This window comes from Sphingobacterium sp. NGMCC 1.201703 (assembly GCF_047784615.1).
GTDB lineage: Bacteria > Bacteroidota > Bacteroidia > Sphingobacteriales > Sphingobacteriaceae > Sphingobacterium.
In genome coordinates, this window is record NZ_JBLOHD010000001.1 from 162,744 (window position 1) to 185,048 (window position 22,305).

General features: G+C 38.7%; 18 protein-coding genes. 8 read left to right on the forward strand and 10 right to left on the reverse strand.

Annotated elements, in window-relative coordinates; translation table 11 throughout:
• Positions 1 to 20: 20 nt before the first annotated feature.
• Positions 21 to 1,475 (forward strand): PLP-dependent aminotransferase family protein, encoded by a 1,455-nt coding sequence (locus ACK8HY_RS00720; protein ID WP_077436213.1) that lies wholly within the window; start codon positions 21 to 23, stop codon positions 1,473 to 1,475.
• Positions 1,476 to 1,477: 2 nt separating this feature from the next.
• Here the strand turns inward: ACK8HY_RS00720 and ACK8HY_RS00725 are convergent, their stop codons facing one another.
• On the reverse strand, positions 1,478 to 3,280 hold the full coding sequence (locus ACK8HY_RS00725; RefSeq protein ID WP_416132379.1) for a mechanosensitive ion channel family protein: 1,803 nt from the start codon (positions 3,278 to 3,280) through the stop codon (positions 1,478 to 1,480).
• A 349-nt stretch (positions 3,281 to 3,629) separates the two neighbouring features.
• Between ACK8HY_RS00725 and ACK8HY_RS00730 the strand changes: the two genes are divergently transcribed.
• Positions 3,630 to 6,095, forward strand: coding sequence for a glutaminase domain-containing protein (locus ACK8HY_RS00730; RefSeq protein ID WP_416132380.1), 2,466 nt, complete (start codon positions 3,630 to 3,632; stop codon positions 6,093 to 6,095).
• Positions 6,096 to 6,251: 156 nt separating this feature from the next.
• Here ACK8HY_RS00730 and ACK8HY_RS00735 read toward each other — a convergent pair whose 3' ends face one another.
• The 4 genes from ACK8HY_RS00735 to ACK8HY_RS00750 form a co-directional block, all read right to left on the reverse strand.
• Positions 6,252 to 6,902: a DUF1062 domain-containing protein gene (locus ACK8HY_RS00735; RefSeq protein ID WP_416132381.1), complete on the reverse strand. Its 651-nt coding sequence runs from the start codon at positions 6,900 to 6,902 to the stop codon at positions 6,252 to 6,254.
• A 289-nt stretch (positions 6,903 to 7,191) separates the two neighbouring features.
• Positions 7,192 to 9,639: an ABC transporter permease gene (locus ACK8HY_RS00740; RefSeq protein WP_416132382.1), complete on the reverse strand. Its 2,448-nt coding sequence runs from the start codon at positions 9,637 to 9,639 to the stop codon at positions 7,192 to 7,194.
• Positions 9,640 to 9,919: 280 nt separating this feature from the next.
• A complete protein-coding gene (locus tag ACK8HY_RS00745) occupies positions 9,920 to 11,839 on the reverse strand; it encodes a histidine kinase (protein ID WP_416132383.1) in 1,920 nt (639 codons plus the stop codon).
• Positions 11,836 to 12,579, reverse strand: coding sequence for a LytR/AlgR family response regulator transcription factor (locus ACK8HY_RS00750; protein WP_416132384.1), 744 nt, complete (start codon positions 12,577 to 12,579; stop codon positions 11,836 to 11,838). Before ACK8HY_RS00750 ends, ACK8HY_RS00745 begins: the two co-directional genes overlap by 4 nt.
• 310 nt (positions 12,580 to 12,889) lie before the next feature.
• Here ACK8HY_RS00750 and ACK8HY_RS00755 point away from each other — a divergent pair, with 310 nt between their 5' ends.
• Entirely contained in the window at positions 12,890 to 13,411 is a 522-nt protein-coding gene (locus ACK8HY_RS00755; protein ID WP_139351118.1) for a hypothetical protein, read from the forward strand.
• Between the two features lie 11 nt (positions 13,412 to 13,422).
• Here the strand turns inward: ACK8HY_RS00755 and ACK8HY_RS00760 are convergent, their stop codons facing one another.
• Positions 13,423 to 13,806, reverse strand: coding sequence for a hypothetical protein (locus ACK8HY_RS00760; RefSeq protein ID WP_416132385.1), 384 nt, complete (start codon positions 13,804 to 13,806; stop codon positions 13,423 to 13,425).
• A gap of 180 nt (positions 13,807 to 13,986) precedes the next feature.
• On the opposite strand from ACK8HY_RS00760, the gene ACK8HY_RS00765 reads away from it, so the two are divergent.
• Together ACK8HY_RS00765 and ACK8HY_RS00770 are read left to right on the forward strand one after the other, a co-directional pair.
• The gene (locus tag ACK8HY_RS00765) at positions 13,987 to 14,415 is read left to right on the forward strand and encodes a hypothetical protein (protein WP_416132386.1); all 429 of its coding nucleotides are present in this window, start codon (positions 13,987 to 13,989) and stop codon (positions 14,413 to 14,415) included.
• 120 nt (positions 14,416 to 14,535) lie between these two features.
• Positions 14,536 to 14,940, forward strand: coding sequence for a VOC family protein (locus ACK8HY_RS00770; RefSeq protein ID WP_416132387.1), 405 nt, complete (start codon positions 14,536 to 14,538; stop codon positions 14,938 to 14,940).
• A gap of 148 nt (positions 14,941 to 15,088) precedes the next feature.
• Here ACK8HY_RS00770 and ACK8HY_RS00775 read toward each other — a convergent pair whose 3' ends face one another.
• Both ACK8HY_RS00775 and ACK8HY_RS00780 read right to left on the reverse strand, forming a co-directional pair.
• Positions 15,089 to 15,706, reverse strand: a complete 618-nt coding sequence (locus tag ACK8HY_RS00775) for an HPP family protein (RefSeq protein WP_077436230.1) — start codon at positions 15,704 to 15,706, stop codon at positions 15,089 to 15,091.
• Positions 15,707 to 15,911: 205 nt separating this feature from the next.
• Positions 15,912 to 16,481, reverse strand: coding sequence for a GNAT family N-acetyltransferase (locus ACK8HY_RS00780; protein ID WP_077436232.1), 570 nt, complete (start codon positions 16,479 to 16,481; stop codon positions 15,912 to 15,914).
• Positions 16,482 to 16,682: 201 nt separating this feature from the next.
• Here ACK8HY_RS00780 and ACK8HY_RS00785 point away from each other — a divergent pair, with 201 nt between their 5' ends.
• The gene (locus ACK8HY_RS00785; RefSeq protein WP_416132388.1) at positions 16,683 to 18,212 is read left to right on the forward strand and encodes a DUF2931 family protein; all 1,530 of its coding nucleotides are present in this window, start codon (positions 16,683 to 16,685) and stop codon (positions 18,210 to 18,212) included.
• A 310-nt stretch (positions 18,213 to 18,522) separates the two neighbouring features.
• Complete coding sequence (locus ACK8HY_RS00790) at positions 18,523 to 20,247, forward strand: tetratricopeptide repeat protein (protein WP_416132389.1); 1,725 nt, start codon at positions 18,523 to 18,525, stop codon at positions 20,245 to 20,247.
• Positions 20,248 to 20,413: 166 nt separating this feature from the next.
• On the opposite strand, the gene ACK8HY_RS00795 is transcribed toward ACK8HY_RS00790, so the two are convergent.
• Positions 20,414 to 21,097 (reverse strand): YceI family protein, encoded by a 684-nt coding sequence (locus ACK8HY_RS00795; RefSeq protein WP_077436238.1) that lies wholly within the window; start codon positions 21,095 to 21,097, stop codon positions 20,414 to 20,416.
• Between the two features lie 210 nt (positions 21,098 to 21,307).
• Between ACK8HY_RS00795 and ACK8HY_RS00800 the strand changes: the two genes are divergently transcribed.
• Positions 21,308 to 21,691 carry a winged helix-turn-helix transcriptional regulator gene (locus tag ACK8HY_RS00800; RefSeq protein WP_416132390.1) on the forward strand — a complete coding sequence of 128 codons (384 nt, stop codon included), beginning with the start codon at positions 21,308 to 21,310 and terminating at the stop codon, positions 21,689 to 21,691.
• 84 nt (positions 21,692 to 21,775) lie between these two features.
• On the opposite strand, the gene ACK8HY_RS00805 is transcribed toward ACK8HY_RS00800, so the two are convergent.
• The gene (locus ACK8HY_RS00805; protein ID WP_416132391.1) at positions 21,776 to 22,288 is read right to left on the reverse strand and encodes a GNAT family N-acetyltransferase; all 513 of its coding nucleotides are present in this window, start codon (positions 22,286 to 22,288) and stop codon (positions 21,776 to 21,778) included.
• Positions 22,289 to 22,305 lie beyond the last annotated feature (17 nt).

A 22,305-nucleotide genomic window follows, 5' to 3' on the forward strand; every position in this document is an offset into this window, starting at 1 on the left:
GATACAGTTATATTTACAACATGGGAAAAGACTTTCTATACAGTATTTTGGCTCAAAATATAGCGAGTAAAATAAAAAATGGTGTTCTCAGGCCCAATGAACGGCTACCGTCGGTGCGCATGTTGAGTAAAGAACATGGCATTAGCATGAATACCGCTAAGCGGGTATTCCTCGCATTGGAAGCGCAATCACTAATTTATTCGATACCACAGTCAGGGTATTTTGTGAACGCGTTGACTCAATTCAGATTACAACTGCCCGAAACTGGCCAGATACGGCTTGTGGAGGATAGTGTTGAACCAAATGAGCTGATCAGTAGTGTTTACGCCAATATGGGAAGAAAGGATCTCACGTTGTTTTCCATCGGTGTCCCTTCAGGAGATTTACTGCCTTTGGCGAAATTAAAAAAGGAAATCTTACTCGCAAGCCGGGAATTGGATGCTGGTGGTGCTGAATATGAACCTCTACAGGGGAATTTGAAATTGCGTAGGATGGTAGCGGCCCGTTCCCTGAGCTGGGATGGCCGATTGACAGCGGATGATGTCATTACGACGAATGGCTGTATGCATGCTTTATCGCTCTGTCTGATGGCATTGACCAAGCCCGGAGACACGATAGCATTAGAGAGTCCCTGCTACCCCGGTATTTTGCAGCTGGTTCTGAGTTTGGGTTTGAAGGTTATTGAATTGACCTGCGATCCGATCTTGGGAATTGATGTACAGTTGTTGGAAGATTTGTTGCCAGAAATCAATGTGTGCCTGCTGGTGCCGAATTTCAATACGCCATTAGGCTATTGTATGCCCGATAGAAATAAAATGGAAGTGGTCAGGTTACTTGCTAAGCACGCTATTCCCCTGATTGAGGATGATACTTATGGTGATATCTATTTTGGCAGCGAACGTCCCACTTGTTGTAAAGCCTTTGACGAAGAGGACAATGTGTTATGGTGTGGCTCGGTCTCAAAAACATTGGCCCCTGGTTACCGGGTGGGCTGGGTGGCTGCGGGGAAATATAAGGATCAAATTCTCCGTTTGAAATTAATCCATGCGCTGTCGTCCACAACATTGATTCACGAGGCAGTGGGGAATTTTCTGAAAACAGGGCGATACGAACATCATCTTCGTCAGTTACGGAAAACGTTGCTGGAAAACTATCAACGGTTCGCCCATGTGATCGCTGAGTCTTTTCCGGAAGGAACGCGGATAAGTAGACCACAGGGAGGGTTAGCACTCTGGGTTGAGCTGCCAAAAAGCATAGACACGACAAAGCTTTACAACTACGCATTAAAAAAGAAAATAAGTATCGCTCCGGGGAGAATGTTCACCCTGCAAAATCAATTTCAAAATTGCATGCGCCTCTGCTTAGGACTACCCTGGACGGATGAACTCCGTTTTGCACTGGTACAGTTGGGAACTCTAGCCAAAATGATGCACCATGCCAATAAAACTGATCCAGAAGTCGAGCTCAGGCTTTAATATTATTTATCCATGTTTTTAGGCTGATATTGGGGTACATGATCCACTTTTGCAAATAGGTGCGGGCCATTCATATCAATGCCTGCAGCCAGGAAGTCATTGAGAATATGTTGATAAATTTCGGATTTGGCCAGTTCAATTTCACCTGATTTGGAAATATAAACATTCAGCTCGTAGAGAACATAAAAATCATCTAGTTTTTTTTGTAATACAAATGGTGCCGGAAGTTGATTGACACGTGCTATACGTGAGGGAATATTTAAGAGCAATTCGTGTATCCGTTGCCAAGGCTCTTCATAGCCCACGGTGAGTTCAACCTGAAAACATATTCCTTCTTCTGAAAAGGTAGAATAGTTAACCGTATTGCCCGATAGGATGGAGGAATTTGGAATGGTGATTTCCTCATTTTTAATTGTCCTTAACCGGGTTACCAGGGGTGATTTTTCAATGACAACACCTGTCTTATCCGCAATTGTGATCCGGTCACCGATCCGGAAAGGGCGCATATAGGTAATGACAAGACCCGCAATAATATTTGAAATAGCAGAGGATGATCCCAAAGAGAATAGTACTCCGATAAAAACAGATATTCCTTTGAAGATATCAGAGTTTGCTCCCGGAAGATAGGGAAATACGAGTACCAATGTAAAGGCCTGTAGCAGAAACCGGACAATGGTAAAGGTAGGCATGGCAAACTCCCGGTGAAAGCCATTGATCTCTAATTTTCCTTTATCAATTTCGTTGAAAATATATTTCACAAACCGTACGGCATAACGCATGACAAAGAGAATGACAAAAACGGTGATCAGATTTGGAATATAATCCCAAATGGCGAAGACCGCTTTCTTCAGGGGTTTGGTAAAAAGTCCGATCAGATTGGATGCCCAGCTTTGCGTAAAGGGAAAGACGCTGAAAACAATGGGAAGCATGATGAAAGCGATCAATACAATCAGTCCCCAACGCGCAATATTGATTGTGTTAATGAAAATACGGGTTTTCTGAACAGAGGTTAGGAACACGTAATTTTTGATCTTAACATCTTTGATCCGCTCTGTACGTTCGGCCAATAGACGATTCGTGCCATATCTTTTTAGTCTATTGATAAAATACACCAAAATCGAAAAGACCACAAGGATAAGGAGGACAAGTCCTGTACGGATCAGCACTTTGGTAATGCTATTGTCCGCTCTTTCCTGACTGATAGCCTGTTGGATACGCTTGAGGTATTGTGTGGCAATCTCTTCTTTGCTTTTCCCTTCCAGTAGGGCATCAAGTTCTGTGATGGAAGTAATGATCAGATCTTTGTAAACAATATCGGCGCTGATTTCGTTGTTTTCGATTTTGAAGGAATCTACTTTTACAAAATCATCTTCATAGAGATTCTCAATTCTGTTGACCACATTGTAGGCGCGATCTTTGGCCAGGGATGAGCCTAATTTGTTATAGATATAAAAAAGGGTGTCATTAAATGGTGCGACGGCATAACGCTTAGTGTTTTTTTTGATCGAGTCAACTTTGATTTTTAACTGCTGCTTGCGCAAGTTGTTTTCTTCGTCAAAGTCATTGAGTTGCTGTTTTAGATTTTCTTTCTTGGGACTATTCTGACTTTTTAGACTGGTGATTTCATGCTGTAGTTTCTGACGTTCGAGTGAATCGCTGATCTGTTGTTGTCGGATATCATTTAATAAAGTGCTTAAACCAAGTTCTTTTTTATTGATTGAATCGTTTTCCTGCGCATAAAGCCCAACGATTGTTGAACAGAAGCATAGTATAATCGTAAAGAAAAAAATGTAAAATCTTCTCATATTCTCCAAGGTAAAATTGACTCCAATCGATCAGTTTAACTTAGCTGATCCTGATCGGATAGCCAAAGATAATAATGTTTTTTGTTGAACCCAGTTATCGGATGTTCTAATCTTTTCCGATTGACTTTTTTATCCGCTAATCTATGTGGAGACCTGTGTAATATGATATAAATTGCATATAAAATGATACGAAGAGGCTGCTGAATGTCAGTTATTCCAACGTTATTTGTTGTGAAGCTTATATTTTTCTTTAGGCATTTTTAATGATTCTTTTTTATGCCTGAAAACAGCTAAGCCGCTAATTTTATCAAAATATATGATTAAACCCTTTAAAAAACCTATTTTTAAGATGAACAAACTCGGAAAAGTGAGTATTTGTTGCTTGTTAGCTTGTATATCGAGCTTTTTTGATGCACAGGCGCAACAGAGAAAAGCTCCAGCTTACCCATTGATTACCCACAATCCAAACTTTAGTATCTGGTCAATGACGGATCAGTTGAATGCATCAACCACCAAACATTGGACCGAAGCAGATCATTCGCTCTTGGGGCTGATTAATGTCGACGGCAATATTTATCGTTTTCTTGGTAAGGAGGAACCCAATTATAAAACGATTCTTCCCACTACGGAAGATCAGTCTTTTACTGTACAATATACCGAGTCTAAACCCGAAGGAGATTGGCAGTCCTCTTCTTATAAAGCCAGTGGCTGGAAATCAGGTGCTGCCCCGCTAGGAGACGATCAAAAACATGTCAAGACTTTGTGGAAATCGGATGATATCTGGGTACGTCGTGCCTTTAATGTGACCGATCCGCAAGGCATCAACGAACTCTTCTTAAAATTGAACCATGATGATTATGTCGTGGTGTTTTTAAATGGAAAAAAGGTTTATGAAAAGGCGGGCTGGACAAACAGCTTCCAGTATTTGCCGATAAATAAGTCGGACCTAAAGGCGGGTCAAAATCAGATCGCTATTCATCTGCGCAATACTGCCGGAGGCCGTTTTCTTGACTTTGGACTAGTAGATAGGCTTAAAGAGGGGGGACCTAAAATACAAACTGCCATACAGAAAGATGTGGAGATAACAGCCACACGTACCATATATAACTTCCAGGCAGGCAAAGTCGATCTGAAGCTCACATTTACATCGCCGCTGTTGATGGATGATCTTAATCTATTGGCTCGTCCTGTATCTTATATTACTTATCAGGTAAAAGCAAATGATGGAAAACAACATGCTGTAAAAGTCTTTTTAAGTGCGGCATCCAACATTGCGGTTTATAAACCATCACAGGAGGTCGTTGCTAAAAAATATGAGACTGACAAATTAGCTATTTTGAAAACAGGAACAGTCGAACAACCTATGTTGCAAAAAGGAGCCGATGATATGCGTATTGACTGGGGCTATTTTTATGTTGCCGCACCCAAAAAAGATCAGTCGCAGCAGTTTGTAAGTCCAATGGCAACGGCTGTGGATGACTTTAGAAAAGGGAATACAAAATCAACTAGTACAAGGGGAACAGCATTATCCTTGAATACAATTATTCCTTTTGGGACGGTGGGCAACAAGGAAATAGAACGTTTTGTTGAACTCGGCTATGATGAGATTTATGCGATCCAATATTTCAAAAAAGATCTGCGGCCCTGGTGGAATAATTCTGGTAAGGAAACCATTGAAAATCAGCTTACGTTAGCAGCCAACGAATATCGCTCCGTAATGGACAAATGTGTTGCTTTCGATAAACAGGTTTACGCTGACGCGCTAAAGTCTGGCGGAAAGGAATATGCGCATTTGACAACACTGGCTTATCGCCAGAGTATTGCTGCGCACACCTTGGTGAAAAGTCCACAGGACGAATTGCTCTGGCTGTCGAAAGAGAACAACAGTGGTGGTTTTATTAATACGGTCGATGTCACTTACCCGTCGGCTCCTTTATACCTGATCTATAATCCTGAACTGTTGAAGGGCATGTTGACTGGTATCTTTTACTTTAGTGAAAGTGGCAAATATCCTCACCCTTGGGCAGCCCATGATCTGGGTACATATCCATTGGCCAATGGACAGACTTATGGCGAGCCAATGCCGGTCGAAGAGTCTGGAAATATGATTATCTTGACCGCTGCGATTTCAAAAGTACAGGGGGATGCAAGCTATGCACGCAAGCACTGGAAGACGCTCACCACTTGGGTAGACTATCTTGTAAAGGATGGTTTCGACCCTAAAACGCAATTATGTACAGATGATTTTGCGGGCCATCTTGCCCGTAACGTAAACTTATCGGTAAAGGCTATTGTGGGGATTGCCTGTTATGCGCAAATGGCTGAAGCGATCGGCGAAACTGAGACGGCGAAGAAATATCGTGCCATTGCGGAGGAGATGGTGCCAAAATGGATGGAAATGGCAGATGCCGGAGACCATTACGCGTTGACATTTGACGATAAAAATACCTGGAGCCAAAAATATAACCTGATTTGGGACAAGGTGCTGGGACTAAATCTGTTTCCACAGAAAGTCTATAACACGGAGATCAAGTATTACCTTACCAAACAAAGTAGATTCGGAATTCCATTGGATAGCCGAAAAGCATATACCAAAAACGACTGGATTTTGTGGACTGCTACATTTGCACCAACACGGGATGAATTCGAAGCTTTGGTGCATCCGGTTTACAACCATGCGATCCAAACAGAATCACGTGTTCCACTAAATGATTTTTACGATGCGAATACGGGGATACGTGAGAATTTTAAAGCGCGTAGTGTTGTAGGTGGTTTTTATATGAAGATGCTATCGGATAAACTTCAGCAAAAATAGGGAGATGAATAGCTTTTAAAAAGTAATTCAGTTTGATATAAAAAATTAAGGGAACCAAGGGTTCCCTTTTTTTGATAGACTATAGCTTTCTAATAAAAAACAGCAACAGAAATTGAGGTTATCGGTTTTCAGATAATCGAGGATTAGATCAATCCGTTACTGTGTATTATGGATCTTGTTGCACAGTATATTTTGGATCTTGTCACACAGTATACTTTTAAGTTTTTGACAATCAATTTCAATGCGGTCTCTGTCTTTTGCCTTATGTTTTTTCTGTAGGTATTTTCCAGCTACCGTAATTGCTTTTTGCGTGATCAGGTGATCGAGCTGCCTTGAGGAAAGATTGAGACAGGTGCGAATAAGGGATGATATCCTAAGTTGAAAGTCAAAGGGATAGTCCACCTTAAATCTTAAGATCCTGTCATTCGAAGACAGCAATTCATCGCTTGAAATCTGGTTATATTGCAAAGCATAGTTTACTGTAGCTAAATCGGCTTCTACCTTATTCTTTCTTCTCGTTTCTTCGGAAAACGCATATTTCCAAGCCAGCTCTGTATCGTTGTTTTGAAATTTGTTGAACAATATACTATCTATTGCAGTTGGTCGAGTACGTGAAAATATAGTCAAATTGTATGTGCTATCGCATTTAACACATCGATAAATCAACCATACGTCAACGTTTTTTTTCTGTGCATTTATTCTGAATTTTTCACTGCAATAAAATTGTTTACTATCGCAGTGGCTACATGATTTTTTTAGTAACGGTGTATTGTTTGGGCTGACAGCCCATGTATATTCCTTTTGCATTATTTATAGTCGTGCTTAATATTCTTTATTAATTTTTTTGATATTATTCACGATGTCTCTATTATCGCAACACGAGCGTATAGGTAGCTTGCATAGCAAAAAAGAAATATTTGCTACTGCAATAGGGTGAATAATAAAATCAAGTGAAAACCTGTTTGGATAGGATTATCCAAATAAAAGAATGATTAGCCTGTGGTTTGTGAGGCTAATTAAGCAACTATAAATTTAAGAATTGTGTTCAAAACGTAGTCGTTTGGTCTAAATGCTAAATTAAGGAATTTAATTGAAATTATTCATCTTTTAAACTATTGACCGGATTTATTCGTCCTATTTTTAGCGCATGGTAGAAGATGGTTCCAAATGCAATTAACATGCTGGTGATCCCTGCGAGTATAAATATCCAAGCCTGTATACTGATTCTATAATTGAAATCCTGTAACCAGGTGTTCATTGCCCACCAGCCAATGGGACAGGCGATTAGAATGGCTATGAAAATAAGTTTTATAAAATCAGTGGATAGCAATTTTATAATTCCGATCATACTGGCTCCAAGAACCTTCCGGATGCCGATCTCTTTTGTCCGTTGTTGGGTCACAAATGCGGCAAGTCCAAATAAACCCAAACAGGCAATAAATATCGCTAATCCTGCAAAGGTTGATACAATAATCTGAGTCCGTTGTACATCTGCGTATAACATGGCGAATCCTTCATCTAAGAAGGTGTATTGGATTTTTTGATTTGGAGAGAATTTGTTCCAAACATTCGTAATTTCCTGAATACTTTGTTCCAACTTGTCTGATTTAAGTTTGACGGACATCATATTCGGGCTACCGCCAATAACCAGTGCCAAGGGTTTAACATCCTCGTTACGCATGTTCCCAAAGATAAAATCTTCGACCACGGCAATGATTGTATAAGTTGCATAATTTCGAATTTTTGCACCGATCGGATTTTTGATGTTCAACTCTTTTACCATCTTTTGATTGACTATTATCGCCGCAGAATCTGTTGGCATGTTCATGTTGAAATTACGTCCTTCAAGGATTTTGATTCCAAAGGTGGGAATATAATCATCATCAACAATCCAGTTCTGACCACCTACACCTACGTCTTGATTTTGTCTGCCATCGTTCCAAAAAGAATTTCCGTTACGTTTTACGCCATCTATCGTAACTGGTAGGTAATCGCCAATAGAGACAGAAGCCACACTGGACAATTCTTTTAATTCGTTTTTTAGTAACTTTTGCTTTCCATCCAGAGTGCCCGTTCCTCTTAATATGAGTACCTGCTCTTTGTTGAAACCCAGGTCTCGATTTAAAATATATTTTATTTGTTGGTTGATGACCAAGGTGCCAATGATCAGGATAATAGATGTTGCGAACTGGAAGATAACAAGTCCATTTCGAAACCAGTTGCGGCCAGATTTTAGATTTACGTTTCCTTTTAATACAGCAATCGGTTTAAATTTAGAAAGATACATTGCAGGATAAATTCCAGATATCACAGCGATCAATAAACCGAAGATGACAAGGGTGGGGATGAAATACCAGGTTGTCCAAGGAAAAGCCAAGGATTTGCCGGCAATCTGATTAAAAAAGGGAAGTAGAAGCACTGCGAAAAATAAGGCAAATGCGATCGAGATCCCACTGTATAAAAAAGACTCCGTCATGAACTGTATGATGAGGGCTTTTCGGCCGGAGCCGATTGTCTTCCGGACACCTACTTCTTTTGCGCGTGTAGTAGCATTGGCAGTAGATAGATTGATAAAGTTGATCATTGCGATGATCAATATAAATGTCGCTATTCCACCAAAAATATAGACCAAGCGAATATCCCCACGATTTTGGCTTTCGATCTTATGCGTTTGCACATCATTGGAATATAAATGGATCTTTTCCAAGGGTTGTAAGGTCATTCTTGCATTATTCCAAATCTCTTCATTGACTGTCATTCCTGCTTTAATTATAGCAGGTTTGTAATGATCCTGAATGTAAGATTTTGTTATTTTCTTTTCTAATTGTTGTATATCGGTTCCTTCTCGGACTTTAAAATAGGTTGTATAGTTGGAGGCCAGCCAATTTAATTTTTCACCTTCATAAGGCTCATGACCACTTAAGGTCATAAAGAAATCATATCCATATAGATTGGAGTTTGTGGGAATATCATCGATGACTGCCGTAATGGAATACTCGTTTGATTTGTCATTATTTAAATAGATACGTTTTCCGATCGGATTTCCATTAAACAGTTTCGCTGCTTTCCGCTTGGTGATTACAATAGTCTTGGGATTGTCGAGCGCATGGCTTAAAGAACCAAAGACTGTTTTGGTTGGGAAGAAATCCATGATCGCTTGATCCGCAAAACAGAAGCCTTCTTCGGAAAATAGTTCGGCATTGCCCATTGTGGCGACTTGATTGGTTCCAGCACCAAAAAGAGGATTTGTTAATAATCTTCCGGAGGCAATAATTTCCGGGAATTCTTCTTTTAAAGTAGCGCCAGCTGGGGCGGGCAGCGATAACCCTTTTAGAACAGTATTGTCTTTATTGACCACACCCACGACCCGGAAAAGCAGGTTAGCATCTTTGTAGAATTTATCATAGCTCAACTCATGCTTTACATACAAAACAATAAGCATACAGATCGCTATGCTAAAGGCAAAACCGCCTATTTTTATTAGTGAGAAGAAGCGTTGGTTTTTTAAGTTTCTCCAAGCAGCTTTTATATAATTTTTTAACATAGCTGTATCAATTATAGATAGATGACTATTTGTTGTGAAAATAGAATCGCAATTGATTTGCCATTGTTTTAATATTTTGATTTATAGCTGTTTGAATCTTATTTTTGCTGAGCGCGACTGTTCATATTCGAACATGTTTTTGTTCAGATGCGGACAATTATACGCTGTCTTTTCCTTTTTGATGTTATGAAATGATATTTCAGGAATGCGATATGGTAGCGAGTATAAAGATCCCGAATTGAAATATAAAAAATCACCCAATCATTGTTTTGAAAAAGAGTCAGGATGTAACAGGTATTTGCAATTTGACGAGTGTCCCGCCTTCAGGATTTTTCGTGATTTTTATGCTTGCTTTCCTGCCCAGGAGTTGCATCCGTTCGTGACTGATGGTTCCAGATAATGAGCGATGAGGGGTTTCTTGGACAATTGGCTCAGACTTGCCACTATCCAGGATATCCACCGATAAAATATCTCCATCCAATTGGAAATGAATGTCCACATTGCCTTTACAGGTTTCGAGGTCAATACCATGTAGTAGGGCATTCTCGACATAAGGCTGTATCAACATTGGAGGTAACATGATGGCACTGAGATCCTGCTCGTCTGGCTGTATGATCTGATAGGTAAAAGCATCTTCAAAACGCATTTGTTGTAAGTTCAGATAGTTTTCCAGTGTTTCGATCTCTTCATTTAGAGGGACGAGATTCTCCCGGCTTAACTCCAGATTGCTCCGCAACAAACGACTAAAGCGATTGAGATACTTGATGGCACTTTCTTTCTTATCTAATCGCACAAAACTCTGTACCGCTGCTAAGGTATTGAAGATAAAATGTGGTTCCATCTGTGTGCGTAGTAATTGTTGCTGCAGCAGGACTTTTTCTTTCTCCTGACTTAGGCGTCGCTGATGGAAACTATAGTATAGAAAGAACAATATAATGACCAATAAGATAAGACCCAAAGAGGATATTACCAGCCACAGGCGATTTTGCTGTAACTGTAATTTATTGATCTTAATGCTTTCATTCAAGGTTCGAATGGACTGGTCCTTTGCTTGTAGTTGATACAAGGCATTCATTTCGGCAATAGCTTGTGTGTTTTCCGAATGATAGACATTTTTCTGTAATTGCACAATATGATTTAGGACAGCTATGGCTTCTTCTTTTTTACCTTGTAGACGGTACAGCTCGGCTAAGCTCTTTTGAAAGAGTATTTCATTATGGGGAAAGATCAATTTAGGGAATTGTGTTCTAAGCTCTTTTGCTTTAACTATATAATGTACTGCCTGTTTCGGATTTTTAAATAATACATAAATTGCTGCAACATTGCAGTAATTAACAAATAGATTGTTCATCAATACCGTAGACTCCTTTATATTGCCCGAGCTTTCATCAATTTCTATTTTAAGCAGCTGATAATGTAATAAAGAATCTTGCTGTTTTGTTGTTTCAAAGTACTGTATTTTCGAATCGTATAAAAAACTGATATTATATTTATCAGGAGATGCACGGTGTAGATCTTCTAGTTTTTGGAGATAGGGAAGGATTTCTTTTGCAGGTTTCTGCAAGGCATTTAGTACCTGAATCATTTGTACGAATACCCGCTGGCGATTGATATGTCCTGCTGGAAGCGAATCTGAAAGTGGGAGCGCCGCCCGGTTCATCTTTTCGGCAAGGTTGTACTGAAACGAACTCAGGTTATTCTGTGCTGCGGAGAGCAATATGGCCGATTTCGCTTCGGCAGAAAGTCCAGCAGTGCTGTCCGAGAGAACGATCGCAGCTGCTTTGTTGTAGTAATAGCCGGCTTCACGTTCTTTTGCTTCGACACTTCGGATATTGCCAATGCCATTGTAGATAAGCGCTTTGTATTTTAGATTACCGCTTGTGGGTTCGATCAATTCGAGTGCCTGCTCCACAAAAAAGCCAGCAGAATCCTGCTGAAGCATGGCATATAAGCGGGCGGTATTGTATTTAACTTTTGCAAAGAACACGGTGTCTTTTCTTACATCAGGATTTTCGCCAAGTTGCCGCCAGGCTTTCTTGAGCGAGTCACCGTTCGTGCGGGTTAACCTCGTATCTTCGAGCTCCTTTATCTGCTTTAAAATAGCCTCATGCCCCTGAGCGGAAAAAGTCGGTCTTTCGCCGCAAGCTACAATATGTAAAATAAGCAGCAAAACGAAAATACTGTGTAATAGATGTCTCATTTCTCTGGGAAAAGCTGGGTTAAAATGATGTTCTTCCGCCGCGATGAAATGGGGATTTCTTCCTTGTTTTTCAATACGATATACTCCGAGCGGTTGACACCGGTTATGTACTTACGGTTGACCAGATAGGATTGATGGGTGCGTAGGAAGTATGGGGCGGGCAACAATTCCTCATAATATTTCAGTGGTTTGGATATAAGCTCCTTGGAACCATCACTCAGAAAGAAAAAAGTATATGGACCATCACCTTTACAGTAAACGATGTCATGAACAGCAACGATACGCACATTATGAATGGATGTCAAAGCAATACTTTCTGGTAAATCGCCATGTTGCATGGCACCATGCGCCATATTTAGCTGCTGCATCCATTGCGGATTATTATCGCTGCGACGACGGTAGCGTTCTAATGCCTCTTTTAACTCCGTTTGGTCAACAGGTTTTAACAAGTAGTCCAGAGCACCATACTTGATCGCCTTGATGGCAAAATGATTATAGGCGGTTATAAATATGACGTTTTGTGGGATAACATTGAGTTTTTTTAGAAGATCGAAAGCTGTACCATCCTTTAGCTGAATATCCATTAGGATTACGTCCGGTTTCTTTTCTTCAATTAGTTTTGCAGCAGTTCTGACACTGTCGCTCCAACCAATTAGTGCTGTGTCGGTTTCCTCTTCTATAAGGTAACTGATTTCCTTACGGACAGCGGGTTCATCTTCTATTATCGCTACTGTTATCATTTTTTTACTTTTCTGTTCGGTAAAAATAATAATTGTAAGTAAAAAAATCTCATTCATTTAGAATTTCCGCTATTCCTTTCGATTTCCGATAGCGATCGGTCATTTTTAAATTCCAACAGCTAAAACTGCTTAAAAGAAAAATAAGAAAACTGTTGCGCTTAAACCATTGTTATATGAACTAGAATAAGATTGGGGTATGGCACGAGGATGAATTTGATAGGAATAAAAACAATCTGTTCGGTTGATAGGATGATATATTTTATGTTAAATTCATCGGCATAATGTGTGGTTTTATTTAATTAAATTTGGGATGGTAGTACGATTTTTTGTTTGTTTCTCTTTTATATTAAGTACAATTTATTGTTTTGGTCAAGTCAATGTAGACAAAATGCGAGCCGATTATGCCGCAGCTGTTAAAGATAAAAAACTATGTGAAGCCAATTTAAAGACTTTGGAAGCAGCGGCAAATACAGCAACGGAGAAAGGATATCTTGCTGCTTATGAGATTCTTTGGGCAAAGCATATGGGGAATCCCTTTTCGAAGTTGGGCCAATTTAAAAAAGGTAAGAAATTATTGGAATCGGTTATCATCAAATATCCTGATAATATTGATTTACGTTTTATCCGTTGGAGTGTGCAGACACATGCGCCATCTTTTTTGAATTACAGTAAAGACCGATTGCGGGATAAAAAATTTTTGGTGCAGAACCTGTACAAGTTGCCTAATCCCGAAGCTAGAAAAATAATTTATGTCTACCTGAAGGAGGCAAATAGCTATCTTAAGGGGGAGCATATATTCTCGCAGAAAGAACTTGCCGAACTTTCCAAATAAGCAGATATAAGTTAGCGGAGGTGTTTGGTGCGAATGGCGGTGATCCCGAAGAGTATCATGATGATGCTCATAATAGAAAATACAGCATATACAGTGGTAAAGCCATTACTTATACCGATACCTTCTTCGTAATATATTTCCATATGAGTAGGCACTTTTTGGGGTTTAATGCTACTTAAATCGTTCACCAGACGAACTTGTTTTTGCTTATACTTGAATTGAAGGATGGGATAATGTACGTATCCAAAACGCTTGCTTTTTACACTGTCTATCCCAATGACATCGGCTTTAATTTTGCTGCCAAAGAGCATCAGTCGGCTGTCTTTGGACAGTCCGTATGCGAGAAATAAACCTAGCACTAGCAAAATAAAACCGAAAGTATTTTTGATGATCATATTTAAGAATTAAATGATAACATTAGATTAATACTTAGACAAATATAGCTTTTGCAGTTTCTTTCTGCCAACTGATATAGGATTTTGATCAGGTACGAAGTTTATTGTCTTATGCTAAGAGTCGATAACGATGTAAAGATTATTTTTGTATCAATAGCGTGTCTTAAAGTCTTAAATTATATGACTACGAATAACATTAAAGATAGCAATTATCATAAATTTATTGGTAAATGGAGAACCTCGGGAGAAGTGCGGGTTGGTGCAAAAAAACTGCCTTTAGTCGGTATTGATTCTTATGAGTTTATACTCAATGACAACTGTATTTTGCATAAGGCGGATGTCCACATAGGGAGCGAACATAGTGAAACATTTGAAATGATCACCATGCTACCAGGGGATAAAGTGAAGATGCAATATGCCAATTCGAAGGGGGAAAGTGGAATAATGACAGGAAATTTAACCCATACTATCTTTACTATTGAGGGAGATGGAATAAAGTTTAATGGGCAGATGAATAATGACTACTCGGTGCTGGTTGGGAATTGGTATTTGCTTTCAGCAAACGGTGATTGGGAACAATTTATTACAGTTAAATTAGAAAAGTGTTAAAGCAAAGATTCAATGCAGAACATATTCGCAGGATTCACAAAAATCTTGGCATATGCCAAGATTTTTTTAAATCCTAATGCGCAAGTTTGTGTTATCAATAGCAATTAAAAATTTAAAAAGATGAAACAGGTATTTATCAATCTCGCCGTGGCGGATGTAAACAGATCAATGGATTTTTATACTCAGTTGGGCTTTGAAGTAAATCTACAATTTTGTGATGATGATGCTAAATGTATGGTCTGGAGTGAGCATATATTTGTTATGATCATGACACATGATAAATTTAAATCCTTTACGAATAAGCCTCTAGCCGATACAAAAAATCATATTGCTGGGCTATTTGCCCTCTCTGTGGAAAGTCTGGATCGCGTAAATGAAATTGTTGATAAAGGGCTGGCCGCGGGAGGAACTGAACCAATGCCAATGATGGATCATGGTTTTATGCAGTTAAGAAAGTTGGAAGACTATGATGGTCATACCTGGGAAATATTTTATATGGATATGAGTAAATTTCCAGGTGCTTAATAGGCTTTATACTACGGAAATTGCATGATAAGATTCAACATTTTGTAGATCGTATGCTTCGATTGTATCTAGGAATGAGCATTGAAATATACGATTTTACGTTTATATAAGTTTGTGCTATGGTAGTGAAGTAGCTCGAAAGATCAAATTAGGCGGATGTCGCTTTGGTTCGTTGAAATCGTGATTTTAGATGTTGTCGCCGTGAACGCCGTAAACGTGATCTTTTGACAGGGTAATGCCGGTTTTTGGTAATATTATTAAAAATAAGTGCTACTACAAATAAAATCAGGCAGCCGGAGAGTACGGGACTCAATACATACCAATACCCTAAGGAAGAAATTTTGGTTCCACTACTGACAGCAATTAGCGCCGTCGCTCCCCCTGGAGGGTGTAATGTGCGGGTATGTTGCATGCATACAATAGACAAGGCTACTGCAAAGGGGGCAGTGAGCCAGATGATATCGGGAAGTAGCTGTGCTACGGTAACTCCAGCTATTGCTGAAACCACATGACCTCCGATTAAGTTTCGAGGTTGTGCAAGCGGGCTTTGTATGGCTCCATAAACAAGAACAGAGGAAGCTCCAAATGATCCGATCAGGAATATATTCTCCAAGGGAGGAAAATGAAGTGATTGAATAAAAGCGATAATAAATATACCTACAAATGCACCGATAAAAGACCAAAAATGTTCCCAGGGATCAATTAATGTTTCCCGATAGATAACATATCTGTAAATGCGGAGTTGCCGATGAAGTTGATTTTTCATGTTGATCTGCGCAAAAATAGGGATTTTTAAGATTTCATTTTTATATCTTTTATATCAATTTTTGTGGTATTTATAAATAAGCTAGACAATATGTTGTCCTAAATTCTATTTTAACGAATTTATGGAGTTAACGATTTTAGTTTTGAAAAAGAACATTTGAATAGGAAAGTTAAGGTTTTTCACGAATTTGACGTTATAATTTCACCTAAACAAGCCGAATATACATATGATAGTATTCGCCACCGATGAAAGGCATTTTGTTCCCTAATGTGAAGCCAAGCCGTTCATAAAGCTTCTTGGCATTAGGATTATCTAGGTCAACCAATAAACCTATTTGTTTAAAACCGTCTGTTTTGGCATGTTTGATCGCATGTCTCAATAATTCAGTGCCTACGCCCTTACCTCTTGCAGCGGGGGATACCGCAACAGAATCTATATAAAATTCCTGGCCTGTTGTCTCAGGTTCAGGGATTAGATCATTGGCGTATTGTTTTTGCATGACCTCCAGTATCGGTTGTCGTAGTGCAATAAAATGATCGGCATCATATCCAGTCAATGATCCCATAATATTGCCTTCGGGATCTACAGCAACAAAAGTATTTTCATGACTATATAGATTTTTACTTTGCTGAAAAAGATCTGTTAAAAAATATACTGCTTCTTTTTTGTCCTCTTTTTGTATAAAACGAAAGATAATATCTTCCATCGCCTGTAACATGATTTCAGGTACAACGGCGGCATCATCTTGTTGTGCTGGTCTAATCGTCAAATGCATAATTCGTATTTGCTGTATAGGAGCTAAGTTAATAAAATGATCTGTTTTCTTTTAAATGTTGCGATATTGGTTTCTTAAGTGGGGTGAATAAATAGAACGAATATATAACGAATTGCACTGAATATGAATTGTTGTATCCCAATGCATCCATTTCTTATTACTTTTGGGTAAAGTTGTATCAATAAATAATAAAACCTATATATGGTTCTTAAAGCTACGGTTTCGGCCTTCATTGTGACTGTTTTGGGATTATTGGCAATGTTGTTAACACAAGATGCTGATATGGACTTGGTTTATGGTGCATTTTGTGTTTCGCCTTATTTTCTTGTAATTACCCTTATTTACTTTCATTTTAATAAGCTTCGGAAACGATGTAATGTCTTTGAGAAGCCCAGTATTGTCTTTGAGGGTATTTACAGTTTTTTATATTATTTTATATTTTCCACATTGTTACCGGTGTTGCTTTTTGTCGGTACACTAGGTGACGCATATGAGCACAAGATATACGCTGATCTGGGGGGAGTAATTTCTGAGATGTTCCCGCTGATTTTAATTTTGAGTATTTTTTTGAGTTTATTTAGTAGCATTACCTTTGTTTGGGGCCTAAAATCTTGGACAGCATTGATACTGACGTTTTTGGCCTGTATTTTATTCACTGTACTTGTCTCTATTTTTTCGACTGTTGGCCGTGAGGTTCGGGAAGCTGAACGGGAGCGGCAAGATCAGGCAGATAATTTAAAAGAGGGTCGATTTGAATGGGCTGCCGCAATGAGTAATCCAGCAGGTTATCCGGTACAACTCTACAAAGGGACATTCATCTTCCCGAAAGATAAGAATTATGAGTTTACATTTAGTGAAGGAAATACTGTGAATTATCACGGGAAATGGGGAGAGGCAGGTGCTGAAACCTATAAACGTATAATGTCATTGCCAAAGGCAATTGATGTAACTTGGTATTCGTTTTCAGAGAATACTTTCTATCAATTCCATGACACAATAGATTACAACAAATTGCTTACACTTTTTAAGCAGCCTTATATCGAAAGAAGAATAAACAGTGATGTTGAGGAACATTATAACAAGATTATTTTCGGGTTTGCTCCCGGTGGAGGACTCGTGGTATGGGCTGGAGGATCTGGGTATCGCCAAGTTGAAATAGGTCAGTATCAAGCGAAGAAAATCGATATTGGTCGGAAGGTTTCTGACAGTAAGGAGATGGTGTATGGCGATTTATTTAATCAGGAGTGGCGCAATAAGGTCTTGACAGATACGATGATTATTCCTTTGGCCATACAAATGGCAAAAAAAAATCAGCCTATTCCTAATGATTATTGGAAAAAACTGGGCGCAGCTTACACCTGGAACCCAAAGTTTGGGGTCGCTCCAGAAATAAAAACGTATGATGCTATTTTTCGGTATTTTAATGCTGAACGTTTTGCTTTCGACGAAAGGGCACAAAATATAGTTGCTGAAAAAAGGGGAATCCCAAAGCATATATATGTCAAATGGTATGATAAAAATCAAAACCGTTGTGCTGTAAATTTTGAATTTGATGAAACGGATATTTTTAACAAATTCAAGGCTTTTTTTGATCGCGATAAAAATATAAAGGTTGAGTTGGAAATTAGCTTAGATACCCAAAATGGCAGGGCGACTGCCCGATTAAAAAATGCTGAACATGAGCTTTTGCTGATGGAAACCCAAATCATAGCATATGGCGAGAAGTTTTGATCTTCGGGTGGACGCGTCGGTGTTAAAAAGTCTTTTGCTGCTCGAGCTAACAATTTTTTAACAAAAGAGACTGATTTCTTAGTTGGATAAATTGTATATTTACGACAACGAATCAGGGCCTTTACCCTCGTTTTATTAGTCTATATTAACCATTTTGCTAAATAATTAAAAAAGTCATTCCAATACTATTGGGGAATCCAACTGTTTATGGGGAATGTCTGATTTTAAGAGGGCAGATCTGGAAATTAAATCTATTACGAGTTGACCTGTTACCATTAGCCATTTTAATAAAAATTTGACCTTTTTAAAAATGAAAGTTTATTTATTTTGTATGTTGTTCTTAGCTATTCTGACAATAAAAACTACGAGTATAGCCCTTGGACAATCTATAGAAAAAATAACACATATTGAAGATCCGGTTCGTCAATTGGAAGCTGTCCTCCAATTTCCAGCTAACTTTGGGAAGGATACTGTTGCATTAAAAAATACGTTGGCTCCTGTTCTAACGTTCGCCGATAGGAAACATAATAATATACTGAAATGGGGATACTATATGCGTATGGCAGATGGATATTCGATTGCGTTTGATCGGACTAATGCTGTTTCTGATCAGTACTATCGGCTTGCGGAGCAATTGCTTCAAAAGTATCCTAGTATTGAATTGGAAATGATAGGCTATGCGAGGCAGGGCTACTATAACTTTGTCTATCGAAAAGTAAAGGAAGCATTTCCATTCTTCTTGCGTGCAAATGATTTAAAATCCAGAATTGACATCAAAAAAATACCATTGGTCGTTAAGCACTACCAATTCATCGCAAATTTTTATAGTTATATTGGAGATCATAGTATCGCCGTTGATTACTTGCAGGAGGCATTACCTTTTTCGAAAGCAGCATCAAGAGAACGTGTTGACCTTATCAATGCCATTGCGGTTTATCTAACCAAGGATTCGCTTAATCATCAAGCTGTTACTTATTTCAACCGCGCGATGTCGGAAGCAAAATTGGCCAAAGATTCCGTGTGGATTGGCATTATTTCTGGGAATCTAGCTGATCAGGCATGGAAAGCTGGCAATAAACAAAAAGCAATTGCTTTAATTCAAAAGAACATAGCGCTTTCTATGCAATTTAATGAGCGAAAAGATGCCATGCGGGCAAATCTCAATTTGGCTAATTGGTATATCGTCCTAAAAAAGTGGGCACTGGCCCGACAGCATGTTGTAACCAGCATGAACCTAATGGAAGAAAAACCCTATTTTCTGCAATATAAGATGGAAGCCTCAAAATTATTGTCTGCTATTGCCCAGGGATTAAATCAAAAAGGAGATGAACTTAAATATTTACATGTCTATCTGCTTTTAAAAGACTCATTAGAAAAAAGAATAAATGATAAAGAGATACAAAGGGCCCTTTGGCAAAGGGAAACCGAACGATATCATCGAGCGATTCAATCTGCCGAGGAAAAAAGACTCCATACCAAACGGATCTATCAATTTATAGGGCTCTGTTTGATTTTAGTGTTTGCGATCGTATTGCTCTTAATCAACAGGTCCAAAGCAAAAATCAAAATGAGAAATACTCTTCTTGAAAAAGACCAGCTCAAGCTAGGTTACGAGCGGCAATTACTCGATCAGGAGCTTTTGATCTTAAAAGATTCTCTTAGCGAATTTACCGATACAATCAAACAAAATGATACAACTATTCAAGAGCTTCGGCAGGAGATTGTGAAGGTATCCGAACAAAGCCCAGCGTATATGGCCCAAGTTTCTGATACTTTAAATGCCATGTTGCAGACACATATTATGACTGATGAACGATGGTTAAAGTTCAGGCATGTTTTTGATAAAGTGTATCCAGGTTATTTATCACAAATGAAACAAAATTATTCAAAAATTACAGATAACGACCTGCGCATACTTGCATTGCAAAAATTGGAACTTAACAACAGCAGTATGAGTGAGCTCCTCTGTGTGTCTAATGAAGCAATAAAAAAAGCAAAACAACGTCTAAAGAAAAAGATGGAAGTGGGTGATTAAAATGAATCCGTACTAATTTAACGATATGTACCTGGTCAGGATGGGAAATAATAGGGATTTGGTAGGTTAAGGATGCGATTAGGATAAAGAATAATCAAGTTGGCTCTTCTGTAAGCCAACTTGATTATAGCTGGAAATCTAGGAGGCTGTATCAGCCATTAGAAATCTATTTTGCGTTTTTCGCTGTAACATTAAGTTCAATGTCGACATTTTGTGCGATCATCCAATCTTGTGGATTACCTTCTGTACCATAAGTAAGTCCCCAATCTTGTCTTTGGATCGTAAATTTAGAATAGAATGTAACCTCTTCACCATTGAAAGTGATTTTAGCAGGAAATGTCACATTTACTGTTTTGTCTTTGATTGTCAAGTTTCCACTGACTGTGTTTGTAGCATCGGCAACAACACTTTTTCCTTGCGCAGCATCAAATGGAGCAACTTTGGTGATTTCAAACTTCGCTGTTGGATATTTAGCCGTATCGAAGAAATCAGCACTTTTTAAGTGTGCATCCAAATCTGTTGATTTTTTGCCACCTGCGGTAGTAGGGTCTACAGAAGCGCTATCTGTTACAATTGAATTGATATCAATAGTAAACGATCCACCAGTAACAGCATTGTTTTCAGCCGAAAGTGTACCCTCACTTTTTAATACACCGTATCTTGGATTCAAACCACCTTTGTGGTAACCAGTCCATTTTACTGTGCTTTTGTCTGCCTCTACAGTATAGGTCTGTCCTTTTTGTTCAGTCACCTCTTGTGCTGATGTTGTTTTTGCTTTGTCTCCACCTGTATTCTGACAAGAAGCGAATAACAGAATAAGTGCTAAACCTGAGATTAATTGTTTTTTCATTTTTTTATCGTTTTATTTTTTAATAAGATGTTTGTATTGTTCTGTAACGTTGGCATCAATCATGCCATTTTAATTTATGATTACAAAGGTAGATTATAGATAGTTTATTTTTGGTATTAGTTTCCTTAAAGAAACTACTTTCCAAAAAGATAGTGGGCTGTGTAGCTGTAATTCAGTATTTTTGTACTCAATAGAAGGAGATCAAGTAAAATGAAAAAGGAAGCACTATCAAGTTCCTCCACTGCTTGTAAAACGCGGATATTGGCGATAAATGATAGCATGGAGATTTTGGCAGGTAAATGGAAATTCCACATTATTGGGACATTAATGTTGTTTGAAAAGTTACGGTTTATGGAATTGTTAAGAGAAGTTGATGGGATTGGGGCAAAAATGCTGTCCAAAGAGCTGCAAGATCTGGAAATGAACCGTCTTATCAGAAGAACCGTCTTGAATACCAAGCCGCTTACTGTGGAGTATGAGCTTACTGATTGTGGTAAAACATTGGGACCCATAATTGATGAAATAGCTAAATGGGGTATTACTTACAGAAGCACACTTTATCAAAAAAACGGGACTAACTCAGCTGCTATATAGGGGGGCTTTCTATTTACAATAAGTTTTTCACTTGAGTAAAATAATTACTGTGATGCTTATTTTCGAAATCAGATCAGATTTGTATTAAAGTTCTAAGCGGTAGTACAATGAGTATCCAGTTGTGCCATCCAGCCAATGCACGATTTCCCGGTGACTATATTCGAACCCCGCACGTTGGATCGCTTTTTTTGAAACCGTGTTGATTTCCCGATGACTGATGACGAGCCGTTTGATCTGTTGTGCATCGACCCAGGCCATTCTAATTTTGTATAAAAGATTTGAAAGCCCTTGTCCGCGATATTTAGGACGAATAAAAGATTGCCCAAAATAGGCTTCAGAATCGTTTAATAATAGCATGCTGGTCATACCGATTAGTTCGTCTTTTTTGAAAAGTCCAAAGACAATCCGCGGATATTTTATACGCTCTTGCCAGTCCAAATCGGAGAGATCGCTTTCTGCCGGATCGCTCCATCGAAATAAGGTGGGCTCCGTTTGAATTGCTTCCAGACGAATTGATTTATAATATTCAAATTCGCTTTCCAATAACTGACGAATAGAATAGGGGGCAGAATCAAGTTTTAAAGGTTGAAAACACATGTAGTAATCGCTAAATT